This is a genomic window from Sphingobacterium sp. 2149 (assembly GCF_031455655.1).
Taxonomy (GTDB): Bacteria; Bacteroidota; Bacteroidia; order Sphingobacteriales; family Sphingobacteriaceae; genus Sphingobacterium.
In genome coordinates this window covers 222,288-241,913 of the sequence record NZ_JAVDTD010000006.1, presented here as the reverse complement: position 1 = coordinate 241,913, position 19,626 = coordinate 222,288, and the positions used below count along the sequence as shown (strand labels likewise).

Here is a 19,626-nt window from a genome sequence, read left to right as displayed (position 1 = left end):
CTCTTTTTTTTGCATCATATTTTGATCCAGTTACACCCCAGCTAGCGCATCGCTAACGCCGAGCACTACACCAATGACCAATCCCATAAAATTAAAAGCGATGGTAATAATGACCATGATACCAATAAATTTGTAGTGTTTTTTTAATGCGTCCAAGCAGAGCTCCAGTTGAATGGTGTCGCGGTTTTCAATTGCTTTTTTCGCTTTGGATCCGAAATTATAAAGAAAGTAGATGGGAAGACAAAAGAAAGCAAGAAAGAGCAGGTAGAGGACACCGAACGTGGATAAGGCCCCCGCTGTGACATATTCGTCTGCACCGAGTGACAATGCGCTTGCGCCAAAGATCAGGCTAACCATGGTAATGGCCGAGATGCCGATGAAAATAAAACAGACGATGGCCAAAAAATTAGCCCATTTTGCTGCTGAAGCTAAAAAAGCGAGTCCTGCTGGAGACATTTTAAGGTCTGCAGGTTCTAGAAAAGAAGAATTTTGAATACCGTCTTCCATGAAGCGTAAAATATTAGGTGTGCGAATTTCAGAAATGTTCTTGGCTTTTGAAACAAGTTTTTATACAAAACGTCCAGCGTATACAATCGTTTAGATTTTTTCAATTCGTTAGGCTCTAGTAGTGCAATTGCTACAGGAAACTGAATTGTATAAGGTAATTTTCAACTGTTAGGAAATTAGCTAAAAATTTTTAAAAAATTAAATTCCGATTGGAAGAATGTTGTTACAAAAAAAAAATCCAGAATTGATGTGGAAAACTATTTTTGCGTAGATAAGGAGACTGTAAATGCTGGTTTAAAACATCTTACAACGTTTTTTTTCGTGATAAATTATCTATTGATGTCTGATTTTTAGTGTGGATTTCGTGAAATAGGTGTGGTTTAGTGTGTTAAGTTTATATTAAGTCCTTTGTAATTTAAAATCTCTTAGTAATTTTGCTTAACATTTTTTAACAAATCACATTATATGAAAAGATCTTTACTCTTTTTCGCTCTTGTTATGGCCAGCTATGGTGCTGTACAAGCTCAGGTTACGACAAGTAGCGTTACAGGTATTGTAAAAGAAGCAAACGGCAGTCTAACTTCGGGTGCTACGATTAAGGCTACGCACGTCCCTTCAGGAACAGTTTACTCTGGTTCTTCAAATGCAGCCGGTCGCTTTAACCTACCAGCGATGCGTGTTGGCGGACCTTATAAGGTTGAAGTTACGTATGTAGGACAACAACCAGTTGTATATGAAGATGTTTATTTGCAATTAGGTGAGCCTTTCGTCCTGAACCCTGTTTTCGGTGACAACAGTACCACACTGGGAGAGGTTGTAGTAACTGGAACAGCTATAAATGCGCAAAAGACCGGGGCTTCTACAAGCATAAATCAAAGAGTAATTCAAAACTTGCCTCAAATAAATCGTAGTATTACGGATTTTACTAAATTGACTCCACAAGCTAATGGAAATTCATTCGCTGGCAGAGATGCTCGATATAACAATTTACAAATTGATGGTGCTAATTTCAATAATGGTTTTGGATTGAGTTCTAATCCAATCCCGGGAGGAAATTCTCAGCCTATATCATTAGATGCGATTGAACAAATAAGTGTTAATATTGCACCATTTGATATTACACAATCAGGATTCACTGGAGCAGGTATAAATGCTGTTACAAGAAGTGGAACGAATAGGATTGAAGGGTCAGCGTATTATTATTTACAAAATCAGAATTTCCAAGGTCGAAAGATTGAGGATGTGACTCTAGATAAGGTGGATGCTGCGAAGAAAAATTTCGGTTTTCGTTTAGGTGGGCCAATTATTAAAAATAAATTATTCTTATTTGTAAACGCGGAGAGAGAGGAAGCTACGGGTGCCAATGCGTCTGGCGCTAACCTTTGGAGAGCTTCTGAAGATGGGGTAGCAGATCCAAATAATAATATTGCCAGAACAAAACGTTCAGATCTAGAAGCTGTAAAAAATCACCTTATCAATACATGGGGATATGATCCAGGTAGATATGAGGGGTATGCCGACGAAGCAAAGGAAAGCAGTACTAAATTCTTAGTTCGCTTGGATTGGAACATTAATGAAAAGCACAAATTTGCACTTCGATACAATCAGGTGGTTGGTAACTCTATGCAGGTTGCTAACGGCAATTCAGGACCTTATCCGAGAAGCCAAACCAACCGGGTAAGTGATCGCTCGATTACGTTTGAAAATGGTAATTATGCATTTAAGAATATTGTAAGATCAATTACAGCGGAATTAAACTCCACTTTTAATTCTCAATTATCAAATCAATTTTTAGCGACATATACTAGGATTCAAGATACTAGAAGTACACCAAGCAGTCAATTATTTCCATTCGTTGATATATGGGATGGTTCTGCAACAGGGAGTAACTACATGAGCTTCGGTACAGAGTTATTTTCCTATAAAAATGATGTGATTAATAATAATTATTCATTCACGAATAATTTAACTTTAAAGGCTGATAAACATACATTTACATTTGGTGGAGCTTTCGAAATTCAAAACTTTGGAAACTCTTACACTCGAATGGGAACTTCATACTATCGTTATGCATCTGTGGATGACTTCCTTAAAACAGGTACACCTCAGGAAGTCGCACCTATTATGTATGGTGTAACTTATCCATACGAGGGACAGGATACCTATTCAAAGATAAATTTCGGGCTAGCTTCTTTATATGCTCAGGACAAATGGTCTGTAACAGATAATTTTACAATGACATATGGTGTACGTGCAGAACTTCCTATTTACTTAAATAAATTAACGGCTAATCCATCTATTGATGCGCTACGCTTATTGGATATTAATGGAAATCCGAAGAACTATAATTCAGGTTTGTGGCCAAAATCACAAATCATGATATCACCTCGGATTGGATTCAACTATGATGTATTTAAAGACCGCTCATTGGTACTTCGTGGTGGTACAGGATTTTTCTCAGGAAGAGTTCCATTTGTTTGGTTAACAAATATGCCGACAAATGCTGGTGTTTTGCAAAATACCGTTGAGCCAGGAAGTTATGACGCAGTTTCTGGATGGATCAACAACATTAAATTTAATACCGATCCTTATTATTATTTAAACAACGTTCCTGCTGGTGCAGAAGCCGTATTTATTAAGACGCCTAAGGAAGGAGCTCCTTCTTCATTTGCTTTAGTAGATAGAGACTTCAAAATGCCTATGGTTTGGAGAACAAGCGTTGGTGCTGATTATAAAATTCCTAATTCTCCATTTGTTTTATCAGGAGACTTCTTGTATACCAAAGATATTAACGCGGTATTTCAATTGGGAGCTAATAGAAGAACGCCAAATACTTTCTTGAATTACGGTTCATCTGGTGAAGAAGGCGATTACGGCGACAACCGAGCATTCTATCCTGCAGGTGTAAACGGAAGTGCTTATAATAGCAAAATTGGAGCAAATAATGCTACAGTATTGACAAATACAAATGTTAAAGGACATGCGGTTAGTGCGACTTTAGGTTTAAGTGTTCCTAATTATAAAGGACTAAGTGGAAGCGTATTTTATAATTATGCCAGTGCAAAAGAGGTTTCGGCAAATGCTGGATCAAGTGCGAGTTCTGCATGGGGAGGATCTGCGACCGTAAATGGGCCAAATGATCAAATTTTGCACCCATCCGCATTTGCAATTCCACATAGAGTTATGGCACATTTAAGTTATAGATTAGGGTATGCTAATCATTTAGCTACTACTGTTGGAATTTATTATAATGGTTCGTCACAAGGTCGCTTCTCTTATACTTATTATTCTGATATTAATAGAGATGGTCAAAATGCTGATTTAATCTATTTACCAAAAAATCTAAATTCATTGACTTTTGTTGATCGCGTTGACGCAAATGGAAAAGTTCTGTTTACTGCAGCTCAACAAGCGGAAGCTTTAGAGAAATTTGTAAAGGATAATGGATTAGAAAAATATCAAGGAAAGTATTTGCCAAGAAATGGTTTTATGATGCCTTGGTTAAATAGATTTGATGTTAAAGTGCTCCAAGATATATTTACTAATATTGGTGGACGCAAAAACTCTTTACAGCTAAGTCTTGATGTCATAAACTTTGGTAATCTTTTAAATAAAAATTGGGGTATTCAAAGTCGTTTAAATAATGGACAATTGTTATATGGAAATAAAATGGTACCCGGAGTTAGTGGTGGAAAGCCTGTTTTAAATACAGCTACTACTCCAACTACAGGAATTCCAGAATTTAATATGAATGTTGTTAATGGCGAATTACCAACTACTCCATTTCAGAATGTTAGTACTTTGGGTACTACGTGGCAGATGCAGTTAGGGGTAAGGTATACTTTTTAATAAATATATATTGATATAATATAAAGCAGAATAAACTCGTTTATTCTGCTTTTTTTTGGTTAAGTTTTTGATGAATTAATCTTGTGAACATATTATAGCCTAACTTGCCTGTTCTACTTTAAATCTCAGTATTTATAGGGGAAAGGTGCCAACTAGATAATTAATATTGATTAATTATATTCTATAATAATCCAAAATATGACATGATTATCACAACAAACCGAAACTTTGAAGACTGGGAAAACCTCTTCGGTGACGGGGTAATTGCTTCTGCTATTATAGATATGATTGTCCATCATACAACAATGGTAAAACTTAAATAAATATTATATATTTATTGATATCCCACTTTGGAGGATAAAAATAAGTAATTTTATTATCTACAGGTTTATATATCTGTTTAATTCTTTTTCTGTCTGAAATGCCTTGAATATCAGGATGTGCGATACGGGCGTATTTATCGGTTTCGCAGAACAGATTTTGACAGTCAATTAATTGTAACGGGCGGCCCCATAGGCACTTAAAATTAATGTTTAATCTTTTAAATTCAGATTCTTGTTGTTCTGTGACCCACCGTATTACATCGGCTTCAGAATAATCACCTAAACTTAAAAAGCATTTTCTAATACCATCTCTAGCACCCGGACCAGGGACGACAAAATCCATCTCATTAAAGTTAATTAGATTGCTATAGTTTATATCTATTGTATATTGATAGGCTAAAAACGGACCGAAAGTAGGAATATGAAGAAGGATATTATATACTTCTTTTAAAGATCTAGAATTTTGTATTCTCTTCAATAGCAAAGGGTTTACATGTTCTTCCAGTAAACTTAAATGATTACTATGTTTAGTTTCATAACCAAAAATACTTCTACCGGAAGTCATTATGTATGCTCCAGAGTAAATGGTTTCATTACTTTGTTTAGCTTCGGTTAATATCTTATTTACTTTTTTGAAGCCAAATTGTTTAATGTTGATTGATCCAATTTCCTGTTCTACAAGTTCCCATGTCGAAATTTTATTGAATATTTTAAAGAACAAAATTCTCAATAAAGTATCAAGTTCAGAGGAAGAGGAGTCATTGTATATAACATTTTTTATCAAATATTGGCTGACTCGATCAGACGCCCTATAAGCATTAGTAAATTTATGTTTTATGAGAATTTGATCATCTGTTAAAGGGGATATCCCGTTTATACGATTAAAAAATATATTCTGCCTTTCTGCCGCAAATCTCCAATAAGTATCCAGCACAATAGATGGAACCGGTTCTTTTCTTTTTATAAGAATATCCATATAAAACAAAAGCTGGTGTATAACCAGCAGGGACTCTAAATTATTTAATTTTTTTTTAATTCAATGTTTTGTAATCTACTCGTTTTGAATTAGTATTGAAGGTTATTACTCCGCCTTTATTTTTTCTGAGTAGTCTAAACATTTCATAACTTTTTAATATAGCATTTTGCCACTCATATTTACTTTTTATAGCTACTTCAAAAGAGGAGGTCATTCGTTTAATAATTTCTAGAATATGATCATCTATTTGAGAGATTCCTTCATAGAAATTATTAGCCTTTGCATCATTGAATATGATTAATGATATTGCCTCTTCCGTGATAGCAGCTCTAGCACCATCTTCTATACGGTCAGTTTCAGCACAACTTTTTCTTTTACGCTTTAGCATAGCTCTAGCGCAGGGAGACCATTCCAATAATGTAGCAAATGTATAGTGAAAAACATCGTGATAGCGATAACCGTCATCCTCGTAAGCATTGTCATCAATTATGTCGCCTGCTTGTTGATTGTTAAGTGTGACCTGCACTTGCGGATATTTTTCACTATCAAGTTCTTCAAATCGGACAACAAAATCCGTCGGCAACTTTTCACTGAAATGTTGATCAAAATGTTCGATATGTTTATCTATTCTTAGCATCAGGGGGCTGTATTCTATCTTTTACAATGCTATCCACCTGTCTCAAAGTTAACGAATTATTTTTTAAATATTGCATTTGTTGCTGAAGATGATTTATTGTAGAATCTTTGGAAGTAAGTTTTTTTACATACAATTCCGTTCCGACCTCAACAAAAAGATACCTGATAAATATTGCTATCAAGATTCCAACAATGGCCTTTAGAATGTATTCGTTGCTCAGAAATTTACGATTTTTATCGTCAATTTTTCTTTCTAGTTCCGCTTTAGTTTCTATTAGTTTATCCCACAAGGCTTTTGGAGATGTGAGTTCTCCACGCTTTAAGGCATCTACATATTCGAGAGGAATTTTATTTTGGCCCTGATGATGGTTCTTTGTGTTATTGTATTCGTCTCCATTTTGAGCTTCACTTTTTAAATCTGCAAACCATATAAGGAAATATGGTTTTTTTGTTTCTAAGGTGATTGTGGAAGGACCAGCATTATATACTGAGAAAAGCAGCTTGCCTTTAAATCCCGGATCGACGTGAAAACCAGAAACGTTAATTAATCCTTTAAGTTTATGTTTTGCTTTAATCGAGATGAAAGCAAGTTTGTTTTTAGGAATACAAATATATTCCTCGGTCATAAGCAATGTAAATTGACCAGGATTTATTTCAATAGTTCTACACTTTTCATCAAGAATCTCGATCTTACGTTCTTTATTATCAGTACGATAGGCTTCATTTCCCAAGGATAGGGCATATGCAGCTTCTTCAATTCTATCTTCGTCAAATATATTGGCGACTTTTTCATCGATAACAATTAAATTGTTTTTTAAATATTCTTTTAAATCATTTGGTCCAAGAAATGCCATGTTTAAATATTGATTAATTTCTACAATAGTTTTAGCTGCTTATAATTTATCCAATTTATCGGATCTCCATGAATCCCATTGGTAAAACCTTTGGATAGCCATTCAAGAAAAGGAGTAACGTATTTTGGATCTACAAGTTTTTCGCCTATACCAAAATGACATACATTGCTTAATTCTTTTGGAATTAAGGGGGCATTTTCTCCAAAATAATAATAGTTTTGACTTATTAAGACGTTTTCACCAGATATATCTCGCTTTAAATGTGTCAAATTAGTTGTCCCGTCTTCATTTGAGTGTGCAGAGTCTAGTTGATGCCATTCATTTTGTCCACTCATCCAATAAATGTTATCTCCGTACATCGTATTTAGTGCGCCGTTGACAATAGGCTTTTTGTATTCAAATCTTTCGTCGTTCCAGTAATCATTAAATTTCATTCTTTCTTCGACTTGCATAGCATATATTAGTTTACCTATATATTTTCTGTTCGTCACATTCTCTATCGCTCGAGATCCGGTGCCAATTATCCAATCCCCAATTTCTAAATTTCCACTTTTTCTGATCTGAGATTTACATACTGCAAGTGTGCAGAATCCACCAAATGGGTTCGGAGCAAGGCCATAGTCATGATCCAAAACGTATGAATATATTTTAGGCATTATTTACACACCCTTTCAATTTTGTAATACGGTTCTGTATTTGAACCATCTTGGTTTTCAAAAATACTTTTCTTTCCTTCAATAACATCTATCAATTTATCTAACGAATTCCATCCAAGTATAGAGCTGCTATATTTTTTCATTGGTTCCGGCAAAACAACACTTTCTTTATTGCCATGAGTATAGATGCCAATAACACGTTTTCCTTCTTGAAACGCCTTTCTGATTTCGTAATTTACCCAAGGTCTGGAATGTGTGTCTGGGCCTATTAGGCATATAAAAGTACTACAGGCCTTTATTCGAATATTTAATAACCTAGCTATTACTCTATCTGATGGTCTTCTTCCGTCTTTATGCTTAGTGCTGTCGACCGAAAAATTTCGAACCTCTTGTCCAGACTTTAATAGCCTGTTTTTTAATGATTGTACATGCTTGCCATCTTTTTCATAATGAGAAATAAAAATATTGCGAGTTTTTTTTGCCATAATTGGTATTATTAATTTAGTTGAAATCAACTGCGATTTGATATTGCTTCTTCAATCCAGTATTCAATATTATTTTTTATATCATTATATGCATCATTAGATTTTGGATTATAGCATTTAACTACGCTTGATAGCTTACGACCATCTCGAAATGTAAAAGATTCAAAAGGGTTTGGCCCTTGCCTGCAAATCCCGTTACGAAGACAACTTATATTATGTATATAAATGCCCAGTACCGCCTTTCCGTCATTCCAAGCCTTTTCAATTTCATATTTTACCCATGGTCTACGGGCTGTTTCACTTCCGATTAATACAACTAAACAACTTTTATATCTTAAGTTTTCATCAATCCATCTTTTGATTGATGATTCACCTCCTCTTTTCACAGTTTCCCATTCGTTCGTAGAAACTGGCTTATTATCTTCTAATGCACCAATGTTTCTAATTTGTTGTACTCTGAATACATCATTGTCGTAATGGAAGCTGTAAAATATTTGTCTTTTTGCCATGGTTATACTTTTTGTAGAATATTAATTGCCTTAATAGTATTTGCAATTATTTGATCTTTAGAAATATGTTCGCGACCTAGTTCTTTGATTGCTTTATATAGCTCGTCTTCAACAGGATAATATTTATTCAAACTGCTTGTTGTTTTCTCCCATAATTTTTTCGAAATAGAACCTGTTGAACCAATTGGAATTGGGATCACATCATATTGCAAGCAAATATTAAACTCTTCTTCCATTCCATCTGAGTTCACAACTTTACCATTGACTAACTTGTTTCCAAAGATAAAAATTGCAATACCCGCATTTGAAAGCATATCATTTCGGTAATCAGTCTGTATTTGAGGAACTGTTTTAACACCTGATTGTATTTCGGGGAAGGGTTTAAGAATGAGTAAATCATCCAAATTCTTGTAGTTCGAATTCAGCTTATAGTCCAAAGCCCCGTATATAACAATACTTCCAATTCCCAAGCCATATCCCGAAACAATTTTATATCCATTCTCAGCTACCGCATAGCTCAAGGAGTGAATAAGGTCCTTGGCTTGCGATTCGGTATAAGGCGAATAATCATGAGCTGCTCCAGAGATAAAAACGTTTTTTCTCCTTATCTTTTTTTCTAATTCTTTAAGAATTTGAGTAATATCTGAATACTCTTTTATCATTATGGCATGTATCCCATATCTAATCAAATCTTCTATTTTAAGTTCTTGCTTTATTTTCGCATATCTATAGTCCTCTTGGTTTTCTTCAGGAGTTTTATGAGAACTATTAAAATCCTTTTCAGAAACCTGCTTAAAGAAGCAATAATGAGTTGGCGTATTGTCTTTTAGTAAGATTTTGATTCTCCCCAAAATGTAATCTAAATTTGGGTCGTCAAAGCTAAACCCAATGAACAAAAACGTTTTTGATAGTAAATCTCCTCTTAAGGCTGTTGAGAATAATTCTTTCTTATCATTGTATGTTTCATAATCATCTTTGGTTAATATGGCTTCATCTGGAGAATCTTTATCGCCATGCATTTTGTAAACAATGGCATCTTTTTTCTTAATGTTACTCGCAAAATCTTCATTCCGGACTTTACGTTCCACTATTTTTCCATCTGCTTCTAAAGTTTTTTCGATAAGCTGGTCGTAATTTGTTGTCCAAAATGTATCTATTCCGATTTTAGAAAGTATTTTATGATTTTCGCTACCTTCTTTTAGAGTAGTAAATTCGTTTTTAATCTTGTTATTTATTTTACCTCTTTTAAATTTATTGGAATGATATTGTGCTATAGAAGTCAGATCATGTTCTTTCTCAATATTTAAATTCAATTCATCCGCGAGATCTTTTAATAACCCTTTCCAATTTACAAAGCCTACAGGTGTTGACAATCCTGCTCCTGCAAAGATTGCAGCATCTCCATTATTGATTTCAGTAACAAAAGCATTTATAAAAGATTTTTGTTGTTGCGTAAATTCCATAATTTATTGCTGATTTAGCCATTTTTTTAATGAAGTAATATATCGAATACCTTCTTTATTTTTTGGTTTACAGACATAATATCCTTTTGGTATCAATTCTCTTGAATTTCTATATCTATTAGTTCCATCTTCATAATCAATACTGGGGTAAATCTGTAAATACTCATTCCCTTTATAATTATGGTCGTATTCTCCTTTTTCTTTAATTGGAAGTATAGCTATGTGCTCAATATATTTATGAGTGTCTCCAAATCCTAGTTCCCAGTTACACCAATAAGATTCAATAGCTTTTTCAGTAGCAATAAGAATAAATTTATCACAATACTTGATGACCTCTTTGATTCTTAAAGCAGTTTCTCCCGACGTTTCCGTAGGCATTCCATTGTCCATACTATCAATATAAACCTTAGCTCCTAGGTCATCAAGTAATTCGATAACTCCTTCTAATTCTTTATGATCAGCTAAATCACTATGTTTATGAGAAATAAATACGGTTGGTTTTGAATCGTATTTTCTTAAACTATACCCTTTCTCGCTAAACTTTCTACTTTCAGAAAGCGATTCATTTATATTACTTTTTTGTATGCGGCTTGATTTAAAATGCCCTCGTTCGAATATCATAGATTTTAAAACTATTTATTATAGTTGATTGGCGTACTAATTCTGAATAAATAGTACAATCCGTTAATAAAAGCGTACTTCTAATAATCACTTGTTAATAACATAATAGAGTTTATCCCAAAAATGTAACCACAGCTTCTCCATTCTCCACAGCATTTTTATAGAAGTTTTTGAGGTCATCGAAGTAATCAAGAAGATACTCTAACGCATTTTCATCATTTTGCCAAATGTCAGGGTAAACACCTTCTTCTTCCATTCTATTAGGATCATAGTTGGCGGAGAGTTCTTCTTTTGTAAGATCTTTTATCGCGTTATAAATAACTCTAGTTTGTTCTGCGGTTGTAAATGTTGCGGGACCGTAGCCCATATCATGATCGGGGTCAATTTCCGTCGGTCCCATAAGTATACCTAAAAGTGGTGCCTCTTTATCAACAGCCTCTGCCAAACTTTGTCCTGTGATTATAAAAAAAACACCTTCCCATGCTTTATCCAAGTCAAGGAAGTTCTCAATATTGGTAATGTCATCACTATAAATCATGTCTTCTAGGTGCCTACTGTCTTCAATAAAAGCATTAAGCGTATCATTATCTACACGTAGATAGCTTTGGATCATCCCCATGGTTATCGTAGGTTAAAGTGTTATTTTTTGATATCAGTATTTTGATATCTCTTGTATATGGCCTTTACTAAAATTTTGTACTTCTATAAAGTTAACAAACTACTCTATCTAAAACAATATGCTAAATTCAATTATTTTAAAATATACTTGCTACATGTATCAATTTAGTCTTTCCTCTACATCAACAACCAATCATAAATTTCAGGATTGGTTTCATAAAGATATTGGATTCCATGGATTTCACCTTCGAGTCGATGGAAGGTAATTTTTTGGGGAGAGGTCATATCCATCAATATTTTAGAGAAGATAATTTTGGCGTTCAGTAATTGATTTCCAAAAAGATAGTCGAAATTGATAAGGGGATTTGGATTTTGACAGCAGGTGCTTTAATTGGTGCTGCCTTTACTCAGAATTTGTTACGAAAAAGAACTTAAACGGACCGGAGTCACCAAACAGTTGCTCTGGCAGGAATACTGTGTTAATAAAAATAAACAAACCTCACATTCCCATCCTTCTTTCTCGCCAACTTAGAAGTTCCTTTTGTGCCATTACAAGCTTTTAAAGCATTGGCAATAAACAATGGCCGCACTGGACCATCGAATTCTTTCTCACAATCTTTGAGAATCTGTAAGGCGTTTTTAGGCCCGGTAAAATATCCTGTGGAGATTTGGTGCAATACCCAATCTTTAACCGATTGTTCTGTGATTATACTTGGGGATTCGAGTAATAAATCTTTTGGTTCAGCAGATAAGGTCGCTATAAGTTCAATTCGACCATCTTTGAAGATTCTTTCAGCTTTATAAACAACTAAGTCAGATTCATTCTTTGCTATAGATATTTGAATTGTATAATCTGAGTTGGTGATATCAGGCACTATTTGATCAATATCGCAATCAAAAATTTCGCGAAATATATTGGTAAATGGTACGGAGTAAATTAAAGTATGGGTGAGATCTTCAGCATCACGAACATAAAAGTCACGTTGTCCCATGAGGAAAGAAAGTTCGAATTGATTATAGCCTCTTTTCTTCCTCAAAAGAAAAATATTGAGCATTTTTTCAACCTCTATTCGTGGCATGGCAGTAATATTAATTATTTCAAATTTGAGATCAACTAGCATAAAAATTTGTCATTTCTTTGAACACAAAGATACTAAACCTTTTTCTGCTTAGTGATAAGGATGTATGTGTTAAGGTCACCTTTAAGCACTACTTTGAGTCTTTTATTCTTGCCCTTTACTGCACGCTCTAGTGGACGAGTAAAGTCTTTTGCTTCCCAGTTTTGATTTTGGACTTTATTAGCTTTAATTATAATTTCATTTAGGGTCTTTGCATTTTTGAAAAAAGTTTGGTCTTCTATTAATGCATTTAGGGTAGGTGCTGGACCTACGCCAGGTGGAATAGGAGGAACTTCTTTGAGGACTTTATCGTTGGATAAAATCTCTTTCGGATAGAAATCATAAATAGTATATTCCGTTTTAATAACTGTGCTATCGCCTGAATCTTTAAGTTCCTGTTGTCTCAATTTGGCAATTTCAGAAAAGTATATAGCAATTTCGCTCAAAACCTCATCATTGTATTTTGAATTGTTCGCAGCGCTTTCCATGTGTCCGATATATTTTTCATTTTTTTCAAGATGTTCAGAAATATCTTCGCCAGAAATTCCTAATTCAAATCGAATATTTCTAACAGCAATAATAATATAAAGTTCAATTGGAAATAGATACCACGTATTTTTGTTCATAGATAAATTAAGGAATAGAAATATTTTATGCTTTGTGCTGTAAATAATTTGAATTTTATAAATCACTTTAGTATCTTTGTTTTAGTAAAATATTAGATCAGTCATCTATAGTTTAGGTGTTTAAATCAAAGAGTCTTGTGCCTGTATTTTCTGACGCCACACCGCAAGACAGCAGATTAAACACCCATGTCTATACTTTTATGCTATATTTGCATAACAGATAGATGTGGGTACTGCTGTAAATCCGTGGTGTGTAAGGCGTCAGAAACTTTATTTCAGGTACGGTGTGCAGTCCCACATTTATCATTAGGCGACTAACCGACAAGACTCGTTACCAATAATGAGTTATGAACAAAAAACAAAGATCAAAGAACATTATCGCGGCCCCCGAGTAGCTCGGCTGGTTTGGCCAAATTAGATTTGGCTTCTCTTGCCATGGAGTGCGTAACGCCAATATTATACACCTTTGTGACCCCTCATTCAAACGCGCTCTGGCTCCCAGAATGAATTAATTATTACTAATGTAAACTGAGTAACATCAGGCTCCCAAAAAAAAGCTGATTTCGATCGGAGAGGGGATGCTATGTACTTTCGGTTAAAGACTACAGACTGAAAAATGAAAAGGATTTTAGTGCTACAATTCGCTTTTGATTGGTTGATCTATGAAGTCCATAAGGTCGATTATAACCCTATAAAGGAGATTGAGGCATTCTGGAATCATTATACCTTAGATGCTATTTCTGCTAATACACTCCAGTTATTGAGCACATATCTTGATAGTGGTGCAGGAGAAAATAGACTCTTAAAGGATGAGGAAATGCAGGAATTTGCAACCGCATTGTATCGGGTGTTGATAGCTTATTGTATCGTCTATCATCGCAATATAGACCTGCGTAAAATGCAGCTGTCTGCAGAAGCAAAAGCGCGCATCGGAAAAGAGATAGAATTGAGCAGAAAAGTCTCTGAATTTTTCAGTAGGTTATCGAGAAATAACCACTAACAAAAAAATGATGAATAGCCAACAATTACTAGCCTTTTTAAGGGGCTATATAACCTATATATTTCAAGTACCTGTGAAGCACTACTTAAGCACAGATATAGTACTAATTACGCAAAATTTGCGTAAGAAAATTAGACAAGGAAAAACGTACTTTAAAGATACATCGATCCTGCTAAAAAAGCGCTTTAAGATTAGCGCTCAGAATCTTCTAAAAAAAGCATATTCGTCGTGCGGCCTTCGGCTTTTGTTCGAGGATCCTTCGACACTGCGTCGTACCAGCGTCGCCTCATCTTCGGGAACGCTTCGACTGTTGTTCGACTGCGCTTCGGGTGGGAGTCGAAGCGTACTCGAAGCCCTGCCGAAGCCGAGCCGAAGAAGTGCCAAGCCTATCTCGAATATGTCCCGAAGAAGTCTCGAAGCCGACCCAAAGGTCAGTCGACGAGCGGGAGAGGCATTATCTTCTTCGGACTTTTGCCTGATCAACTTCGCCCCAGCTTCTGACTTTCATGCTATTGGCATCGAGTTTTCATCGGGATCTCATCGGGCCACACCGATCAAAACCCGATGCCGACCCGATGAAAATCCGATGAAATGTAAAAATTCGGCTGGTATTGCTCAAAAGATGGTCGAAGATTTTCAGCAGATGGGAGATTTTAGATTGACGTATGGAGTAGAATCGGAACGATCTGTTTTAAGGCTCTTTAAGTCGATCTGTAAGGCTTTGGTGTTTCTAGCCAATACTTTGCTTGGATTACTAGGTCCAGTTGTTCAGCGGGCTTTAAAATGCTTTTTATTCGTTGCAGATTATAAGCGTGCCTATCGCATGGTTTTGACATGCTTGTTTTTATGTTTAGTTTCTATGTTTAGTTTATCAGCTCAGACGCCCCGCAAGGACAGCGGGGCCGATGGGCTATCTAGTCTCGTTGCGCTAAAACCGGGCGATAAGATCCCGGATGCGGTATGGAACCAGTCGCTCGAACTGAACTATTTCAATGGAAAAAAGAAAACAATCAAGTTCGCCGATCTGAAAGGGAAGTTGATCTTGTTAGACTTCTGGTCAACAGGCTGCCCAAGCTGCATTGAAGGAATTCCCGACATGGAATTGATCCAGCAGCGCTTTCAGGATAAGGTACAGGTTGTGATGGTTAACAGCAAGCGGAATAAGGATACACCAGAGCGGATAAAAAAGCGATTCAAGAAATATAAAGAGGATTTTAATTACACACCGGTATTGCCGACAATACTGAATGATACCTTGTTTACGTCACTTCTTCCGCATAATACTTTGCCAACGATAGGGATTATCAATCCCGAGGGGCAATTTGTCCTCAATTCATTTGCAAGTTCTATCACGGAGGATATTATTCAGGATTTTTTGAAAACAGGTGTGTCAAGCCGATTTATTGAAAAATCGGAAATCAAAAATACTGCCCGGATAAACACACGGCCTTTGGTCGATACAACAGGACTTCTATTTTGCTCGGTGATGTCGGGTTATCGAGAAAATTATCTCGGTGTATATCCCGCTGTGTCCTACAGCAAAGGGAATTCACTGTTTCAGGTGGGTAATTACTTTCTGAATACCTGTTATCAGCTGGCTTTTCCTGATGCATTCAAAGGGGTACAATCGAGCCTTTTTGTTTTTGATGATCGTATCACTAAGGAATTTATCGATCTGATGTACGATTTTAAAACAACAAAAGGACAGTTTTGGTATCAGCTCTACCTGCGCGATAGTATTACACAGGAGTTAGCATTCGATTATTTTAGAAATGCTTTGATTCAACGATTTCATGTTGCAGTTGAGCGAAAAAAAGGTGTTGTTGCGGCATACGCACTTTCCCTGGATGTATCGCGTCCACTATGGAAAACAAAGGGCGGAATGTATATGAATAGTGTGGATAAAGGCAATGAATCTTTGATCATGCAAAATATGCCCCTAAATGGTGTGATTGGTTTTATCAGGTCTGTTTTGGACAAGCCGGTAATTTTTGAGGGCAAAAGTGTCGAACGGATTGATCTGCGTTTGCCGGGAAACTTTCTTGATCTGTCTATCAAAGAAAAAATAGCTGCGCTGGAACAGCATGGCATAACGCTTACGCCAACACAATACAATGGTGAATATCCTTATTTCTACACCGTATCTACTAAAAATACGAAGTAATGAGGGTGTTGTTGACAGCGCTTTTTACAAGCGTATTGTTTTTCATGGGCAAGGCTCAGGAAAAAATTTGGGTACAGGGTACAATTGTTTCAGCAAAAGATGGCAGGGAGCTCGTGGGGGCATCTATACGGAACAAGACCTTGCATACTCAGGCTGCAAGTTCATTGCAGGGAAAATTTGCTATTCAGGTAGGTAATCATAAAGATTCTTTAATGATCAGTTGTGTCGGTTTCGTGGATAGGACAGTGGCTGCCGAATTTTTTGAGAAGCATAAGGTGCTGGCTTTAAATGCTAAGGAGATTTATTTGGAAGAGGCTATTGTCAGCACCGGTTATCAGACATTGAAAGCCAATGAGGTGACGGGGGCTATTGATGTAGTCGATAATAAAATGCTCAGTCAGCAGGTGGGAACTAACATTCTGGATAGGCTCAATAACATGACAACAGTAATTCGTTTCGACAATCAGCCGATACAAAATGCTGATCTGCAGAAACTGAATATCTCTGTTCGAGGTTTGAGTACAATTAACGGAAACCTGGATCCGCTCATTGTACTAGACGGCTTTATCTATGAGGGGGATATCAGTAATATTGATCCCAATAATATTGAAAGTGTCTCCATCCTGAAAGATGCTGCAGCGAGTGCGATATGGGGAGCCCGAGCTGGGAACGGTGTTATCGTTATGACTTCAAAAAAGGGCGCTTTTTCTAAGGAGCAGAAGACGAAAGTAACATTGTCAAATACGATAATCCTGAAAGAAAATAGCGATCTGAATAAGATCTATCAACCCCAAAATGCGGATTTTATCGCAGTGGAGAAATATCTTTTTGAAAAGGGGTACTACGATTCGGAATTGCTATACCAGCCGTATCTGGCACAGTCGCCAGTGATCGACCTATTGGATCGACGTAAGCGCAACCTGATTTCACCGGCAGATTCGGCCAGAGGTATAGCTAAACTCATGGGGCAAAATGGAAGACAAAACTATATGGATGCTTTTTATAATGTCCCATTTGTCAATCAGCACGCCTTGAATATCTCGGGCGGCGGTACACGTAATTCGTATGGGTTTGGTATAGGGTATACGGGGAATAAATCCGAACTGGATGCTTTCGATAGAAAGATCAATATCCAGCTGTCCAATAGTTTCAGGCCCACCGAAAATATACAGTTAGACCTGCATGTGCTGTATACCAATCAGGATAGCAGAAATGGCAAACCTGCATTCTCATCGCTGAGCTATGGCAGCATGCAGGCTCCATATCTTCAGTTTCTAAATGAAAATGGAACTGAAATCCCATTTGAAAAGGAATATAGGGCCAGTTATCTGAAAGAAAACTATACAAGTGGTTATCTGCCATGGGATTACTATCCACTGTCGGAATACAAATATGCGAAAGACCGACGGCAGAATAATGAATGGTTTTCGAGCCTGAACCTGAAATATAAGGTATTGCCTTACCTACACCTGAATGTCGGTGGACAGATTCAGCAGCAGCGTACAGAAAATAACGAATTGAATACCTTGGAAAGTTACGAAGCACGTAAATGGATCAATGAGTTTACCATCATCGGTACGGGTACCACAGCTACAAAATATAACATTCCACTCGGTGGTATAAAACGGTACTCCGCTGCTGAGGGCAGGTCTTACACGCTACGTGGTCAAATTGATTTTAACAAATCGATTGGTCGGCATCTGCTGGTCGGTATTCTTGGTGGCGAAGTACGGGAGAACAGATCGAACACAAATTCCTATACGGCCTATGGATACAATGAGCTGCCGATGTCAAGCACTTCGGTAGATTTTGTAACGCGCTTTCCAACATTGCCGGATGACGGGATGCGACGGATACCGGGAGCACCGCAATTTTTTAAAAATGTAAATCGATTTGTATCACTTTATACCAATATAAGCGACCGATTTATGGACCGCTATGGCCTATCGATGAGTTTGCGTAAAGACGGCGCTAATATCTTTGGTGCATCGACCAATGATAAATGGTCGCCGCTCTGGTCCATAGGCGGATCTTGGGACATTCATAAGGAGGCTTTCTTTAATCTGTCCCTGTTTGATTATCTAAAATTGAGGACAACCTATGGAACCAGTGGTAACGTCGATCTACGACGGTCGCCAGATCCAATTGCCTATATCGGTTCGGCAACCTATACCAGTTATCCGGTCTATCAGATAAGCACCTTGAACGATCCATTGCTAAAATGGGAAAGAGTGGTAACCACTAACTTTGGTCTGGATTTTTCAGTAAGAAAAGGAAGATTGTCCGGGCGTATTGACTATTATATAAAGAAAGGCAAAGATTTATACGGACTGAGCGAATACGATTATACGGCATGGGGCTTACAGGGTACAGTTGTCAAGAATTTGGCAGGAATGCGGGGACAAGGTTTTGATATTGACTTAAATTCAAAGAATATAAGCGGAAAGGTCAACTGGGATACGCGAATGATATTAAGCCTGAATAGGAACAAGACAACGCAATATTACAATCTGCAAAACAGCGTCACATCCTTTCTCTCGAGCGGAAATACCATCACACCGATCGTCGGTAAACCACTGAACGCATTGGCTGCTTATAAATGGATGGGGTTGAATGAATTTGGGGAAGGGCAGGGCCTGCTGGATGGGCAGCTAAGCACAAACTATACAGCCATACGCAACCAGGCTAATGCGTCGCCGGAGGGAAATGAAAGTATCGTTTATTTTGGATCCTCCAAACCTCAGGTCTTTGGGAATATAATCAATACACTGGCTTGGAAGTCTTTGATTTTTTCTTTCAACGTCAGTTTTAAGGGAGACTATTACGTCAGGCGTCCTGTGACGTCCTATTTTTCATTGTTTGCCAACGGTACGGCCTACCCGGACTTTGATCAGCGATGGCAGCAGCCGGGGGATGAAAAGCATACGCAGGTTCCTGGTATGAAATATCCTATAAAATCAATGTCGGATGCATTCTATCAATATGCCGATATCAATGTCTATAAAGGGGATCATCTGCGGCTGGAATATATTTCGTTGACCTGGCAAGGTAAGTATACCGTCGGAAATCGTGCATTTAATATGGGGCTGTCGGCAAACGCGGCCAATCTAGGAGTACTATGGCGTGCAAATAAGATTGGTATCGACCCGGAATTTCCGTACCGATTAAGTCCACCGAAGACATTTTCTATCGGATTAAAAATTGATTATTGATCTAATAAC

Annotated in this window: 17 protein-coding genes; 5 read left to right on the top strand and 12 right to left on the bottom strand. The window is 36.8% G+C overall.

Translation table 11 applies throughout. The features are described from left to right. Positions 1-30 precede the first annotated feature (30 nt). Positions 31-507 carry a hypothetical protein gene (locus J2X77_RS10880; protein WP_209577892.1) on the bottom strand — a complete coding sequence of 159 codons (477 nt, stop codon included), beginning with the start codon at positions 505-507 and terminating at the stop codon, positions 31-33. A 465-nt stretch (positions 508-972) separates the two neighbouring features. Here J2X77_RS10880 and J2X77_RS10875 point away from each other — a divergent pair, with 465 nt between their 5' ends. Both J2X77_RS10875 and J2X77_RS10870 read left to right on the top strand, forming a co-directional pair. After that, the gene (locus tag J2X77_RS10875; RefSeq protein ID WP_209577893.1) at positions 973-4,356 is read left to right on the top strand and encodes a carboxypeptidase regulatory-like domain-containing protein; all 3,384 of its coding nucleotides are present in this window, start codon (positions 973-975) and stop codon (positions 4,354-4,356) included. 203 nt (positions 4,357-4,559) lie between these two features. Then, complete coding sequence (locus J2X77_RS10870; protein ID WP_209577894.1) at positions 4,560-4,679, top strand: ATP-binding protein; 120 nt, start codon at positions 4,560-4,562, stop codon at positions 4,677-4,679. Here the strand turns inward: J2X77_RS10870 and J2X77_RS10865 are convergent. From J2X77_RS10865 to J2X77_RS10815, 11 genes are all read right to left on the bottom strand, one after another. Further along, entirely contained in the window at positions 4,672-5,655 is a 984-nt protein-coding gene (locus J2X77_RS10865; protein WP_209577895.1) for a nucleotide kinase domain-containing protein, read from the bottom strand. The genes J2X77_RS10870 and J2X77_RS10865 overlap by 8 nt on opposite strands. 55 nt (positions 5,656-5,710) lie before the next feature. After that, the gene (locus J2X77_RS10860; protein WP_209577896.1) at positions 5,711-6,292 is read right to left on the bottom strand and encodes a hypothetical protein; all 582 of its coding nucleotides are present in this window, start codon (positions 6,290-6,292) and stop codon (positions 5,711-5,713) included. Continuing rightward, complete coding sequence (locus tag J2X77_RS10855) at positions 6,276-7,145, bottom strand: dCTP deaminase domain-containing protein (RefSeq protein ID WP_209577897.1); 870 nt, start codon at positions 7,143-7,145, stop codon at positions 6,276-6,278. The genes J2X77_RS10860 and J2X77_RS10855 overlap by 17 nt, the downstream gene beginning before the upstream one ends. 20 nt (positions 7,146-7,165) lie before the next feature. After that, complete coding sequence (locus J2X77_RS10850; RefSeq protein WP_209577898.1) at positions 7,166-7,801, bottom strand: hypothetical protein; 636 nt, start codon at positions 7,799-7,801, stop codon at positions 7,166-7,168. After that, a complete protein-coding gene (locus J2X77_RS10845; RefSeq protein WP_209577899.1) occupies positions 7,801-8,286 on the bottom strand; it encodes a TIR domain-containing protein in 486 nt (161 codons plus the stop codon). The genes J2X77_RS10850 and J2X77_RS10845 overlap by 1 nt, the downstream gene beginning before the upstream one ends. Before the next feature lie 26 nt (positions 8,287-8,312). After that, positions 8,313-8,795: a TIR domain-containing protein gene (locus tag J2X77_RS10840; RefSeq protein WP_209577900.1), complete on the bottom strand. Its 483-nt coding sequence runs from the start codon at positions 8,793-8,795 to the stop codon at positions 8,313-8,315. Between the two features lie 2 nt (positions 8,796-8,797). Continuing rightward, the gene (locus tag J2X77_RS10835; RefSeq protein ID WP_209577901.1) at positions 8,798-10,258 is read right to left on the bottom strand and encodes an SIR2 family protein; all 1,461 of its coding nucleotides are present in this window, start codon (positions 10,256-10,258) and stop codon (positions 8,798-8,800) included. A 3-nt stretch (positions 10,259-10,261) separates the two neighbouring features. Continuing rightward, positions 10,262-10,879 carry a toll/interleukin-1 receptor domain-containing protein gene (locus J2X77_RS10830; protein WP_209577902.1) on the bottom strand — a complete coding sequence of 206 codons (618 nt, stop codon included), beginning with the start codon at positions 10,877-10,879 and terminating at the stop codon, positions 10,262-10,264. A 112-nt stretch (positions 10,880-10,991) separates the two neighbouring features. Beyond that, the gene (locus J2X77_RS10825; RefSeq protein WP_209577903.1) at positions 10,992-11,498 is read right to left on the bottom strand and encodes a DUF1877 family protein; all 507 of its coding nucleotides are present in this window, start codon (positions 11,496-11,498) and stop codon (positions 10,992-10,994) included. 478 nt (positions 11,499-11,976) lie between these two features. Continuing rightward, complete coding sequence (locus J2X77_RS10820; protein WP_310080716.1) at positions 11,977-12,618, bottom strand: hypothetical protein; 642 nt, start codon at positions 12,616-12,618, stop codon at positions 11,977-11,979. Positions 12,619-12,650: 32 nt separating this feature from the next. Next, positions 12,651-13,241 (bottom strand): hypothetical protein, encoded by a 591-nt coding sequence (locus J2X77_RS10815; protein ID WP_209577905.1) that lies wholly within the window; start codon positions 13,239-13,241, stop codon positions 12,651-12,653. A gap of 616 nt (positions 13,242-13,857) precedes the next feature. Here J2X77_RS10815 and J2X77_RS10810 point away from each other — a divergent pair. The 3 genes from J2X77_RS10810 to J2X77_RS10800 all read left to right on the top strand — a co-directional run bounded on the left by J2X77_RS10810 (position 13,858) and on the right by J2X77_RS10800 (position 19,617). Next, positions 13,858-14,241, top strand: coding sequence for a hypothetical protein (locus J2X77_RS10810; RefSeq protein ID WP_209577906.1), 384 nt, complete (start codon positions 13,858-13,860; stop codon positions 14,239-14,241). 118 nt (positions 14,242-14,359) lie between these two features. Next, positions 14,360-16,405 (top strand): TlpA family protein disulfide reductase, encoded by a 2,046-nt coding sequence (locus J2X77_RS10805; protein WP_209577907.1) that lies wholly within the window; start codon positions 14,360-14,362, stop codon positions 16,403-16,405. Then, complete coding sequence (locus J2X77_RS10800) at positions 16,405-19,617, top strand: SusC/RagA family TonB-linked outer membrane protein (RefSeq protein ID WP_209577908.1); 3,213 nt, start codon at positions 16,405-16,407, stop codon at positions 19,615-19,617. The genes J2X77_RS10805 and J2X77_RS10800 overlap by 1 nt, the downstream gene beginning before the upstream one ends. Positions 19,618-19,626: the final 9 nt, after the last annotated feature.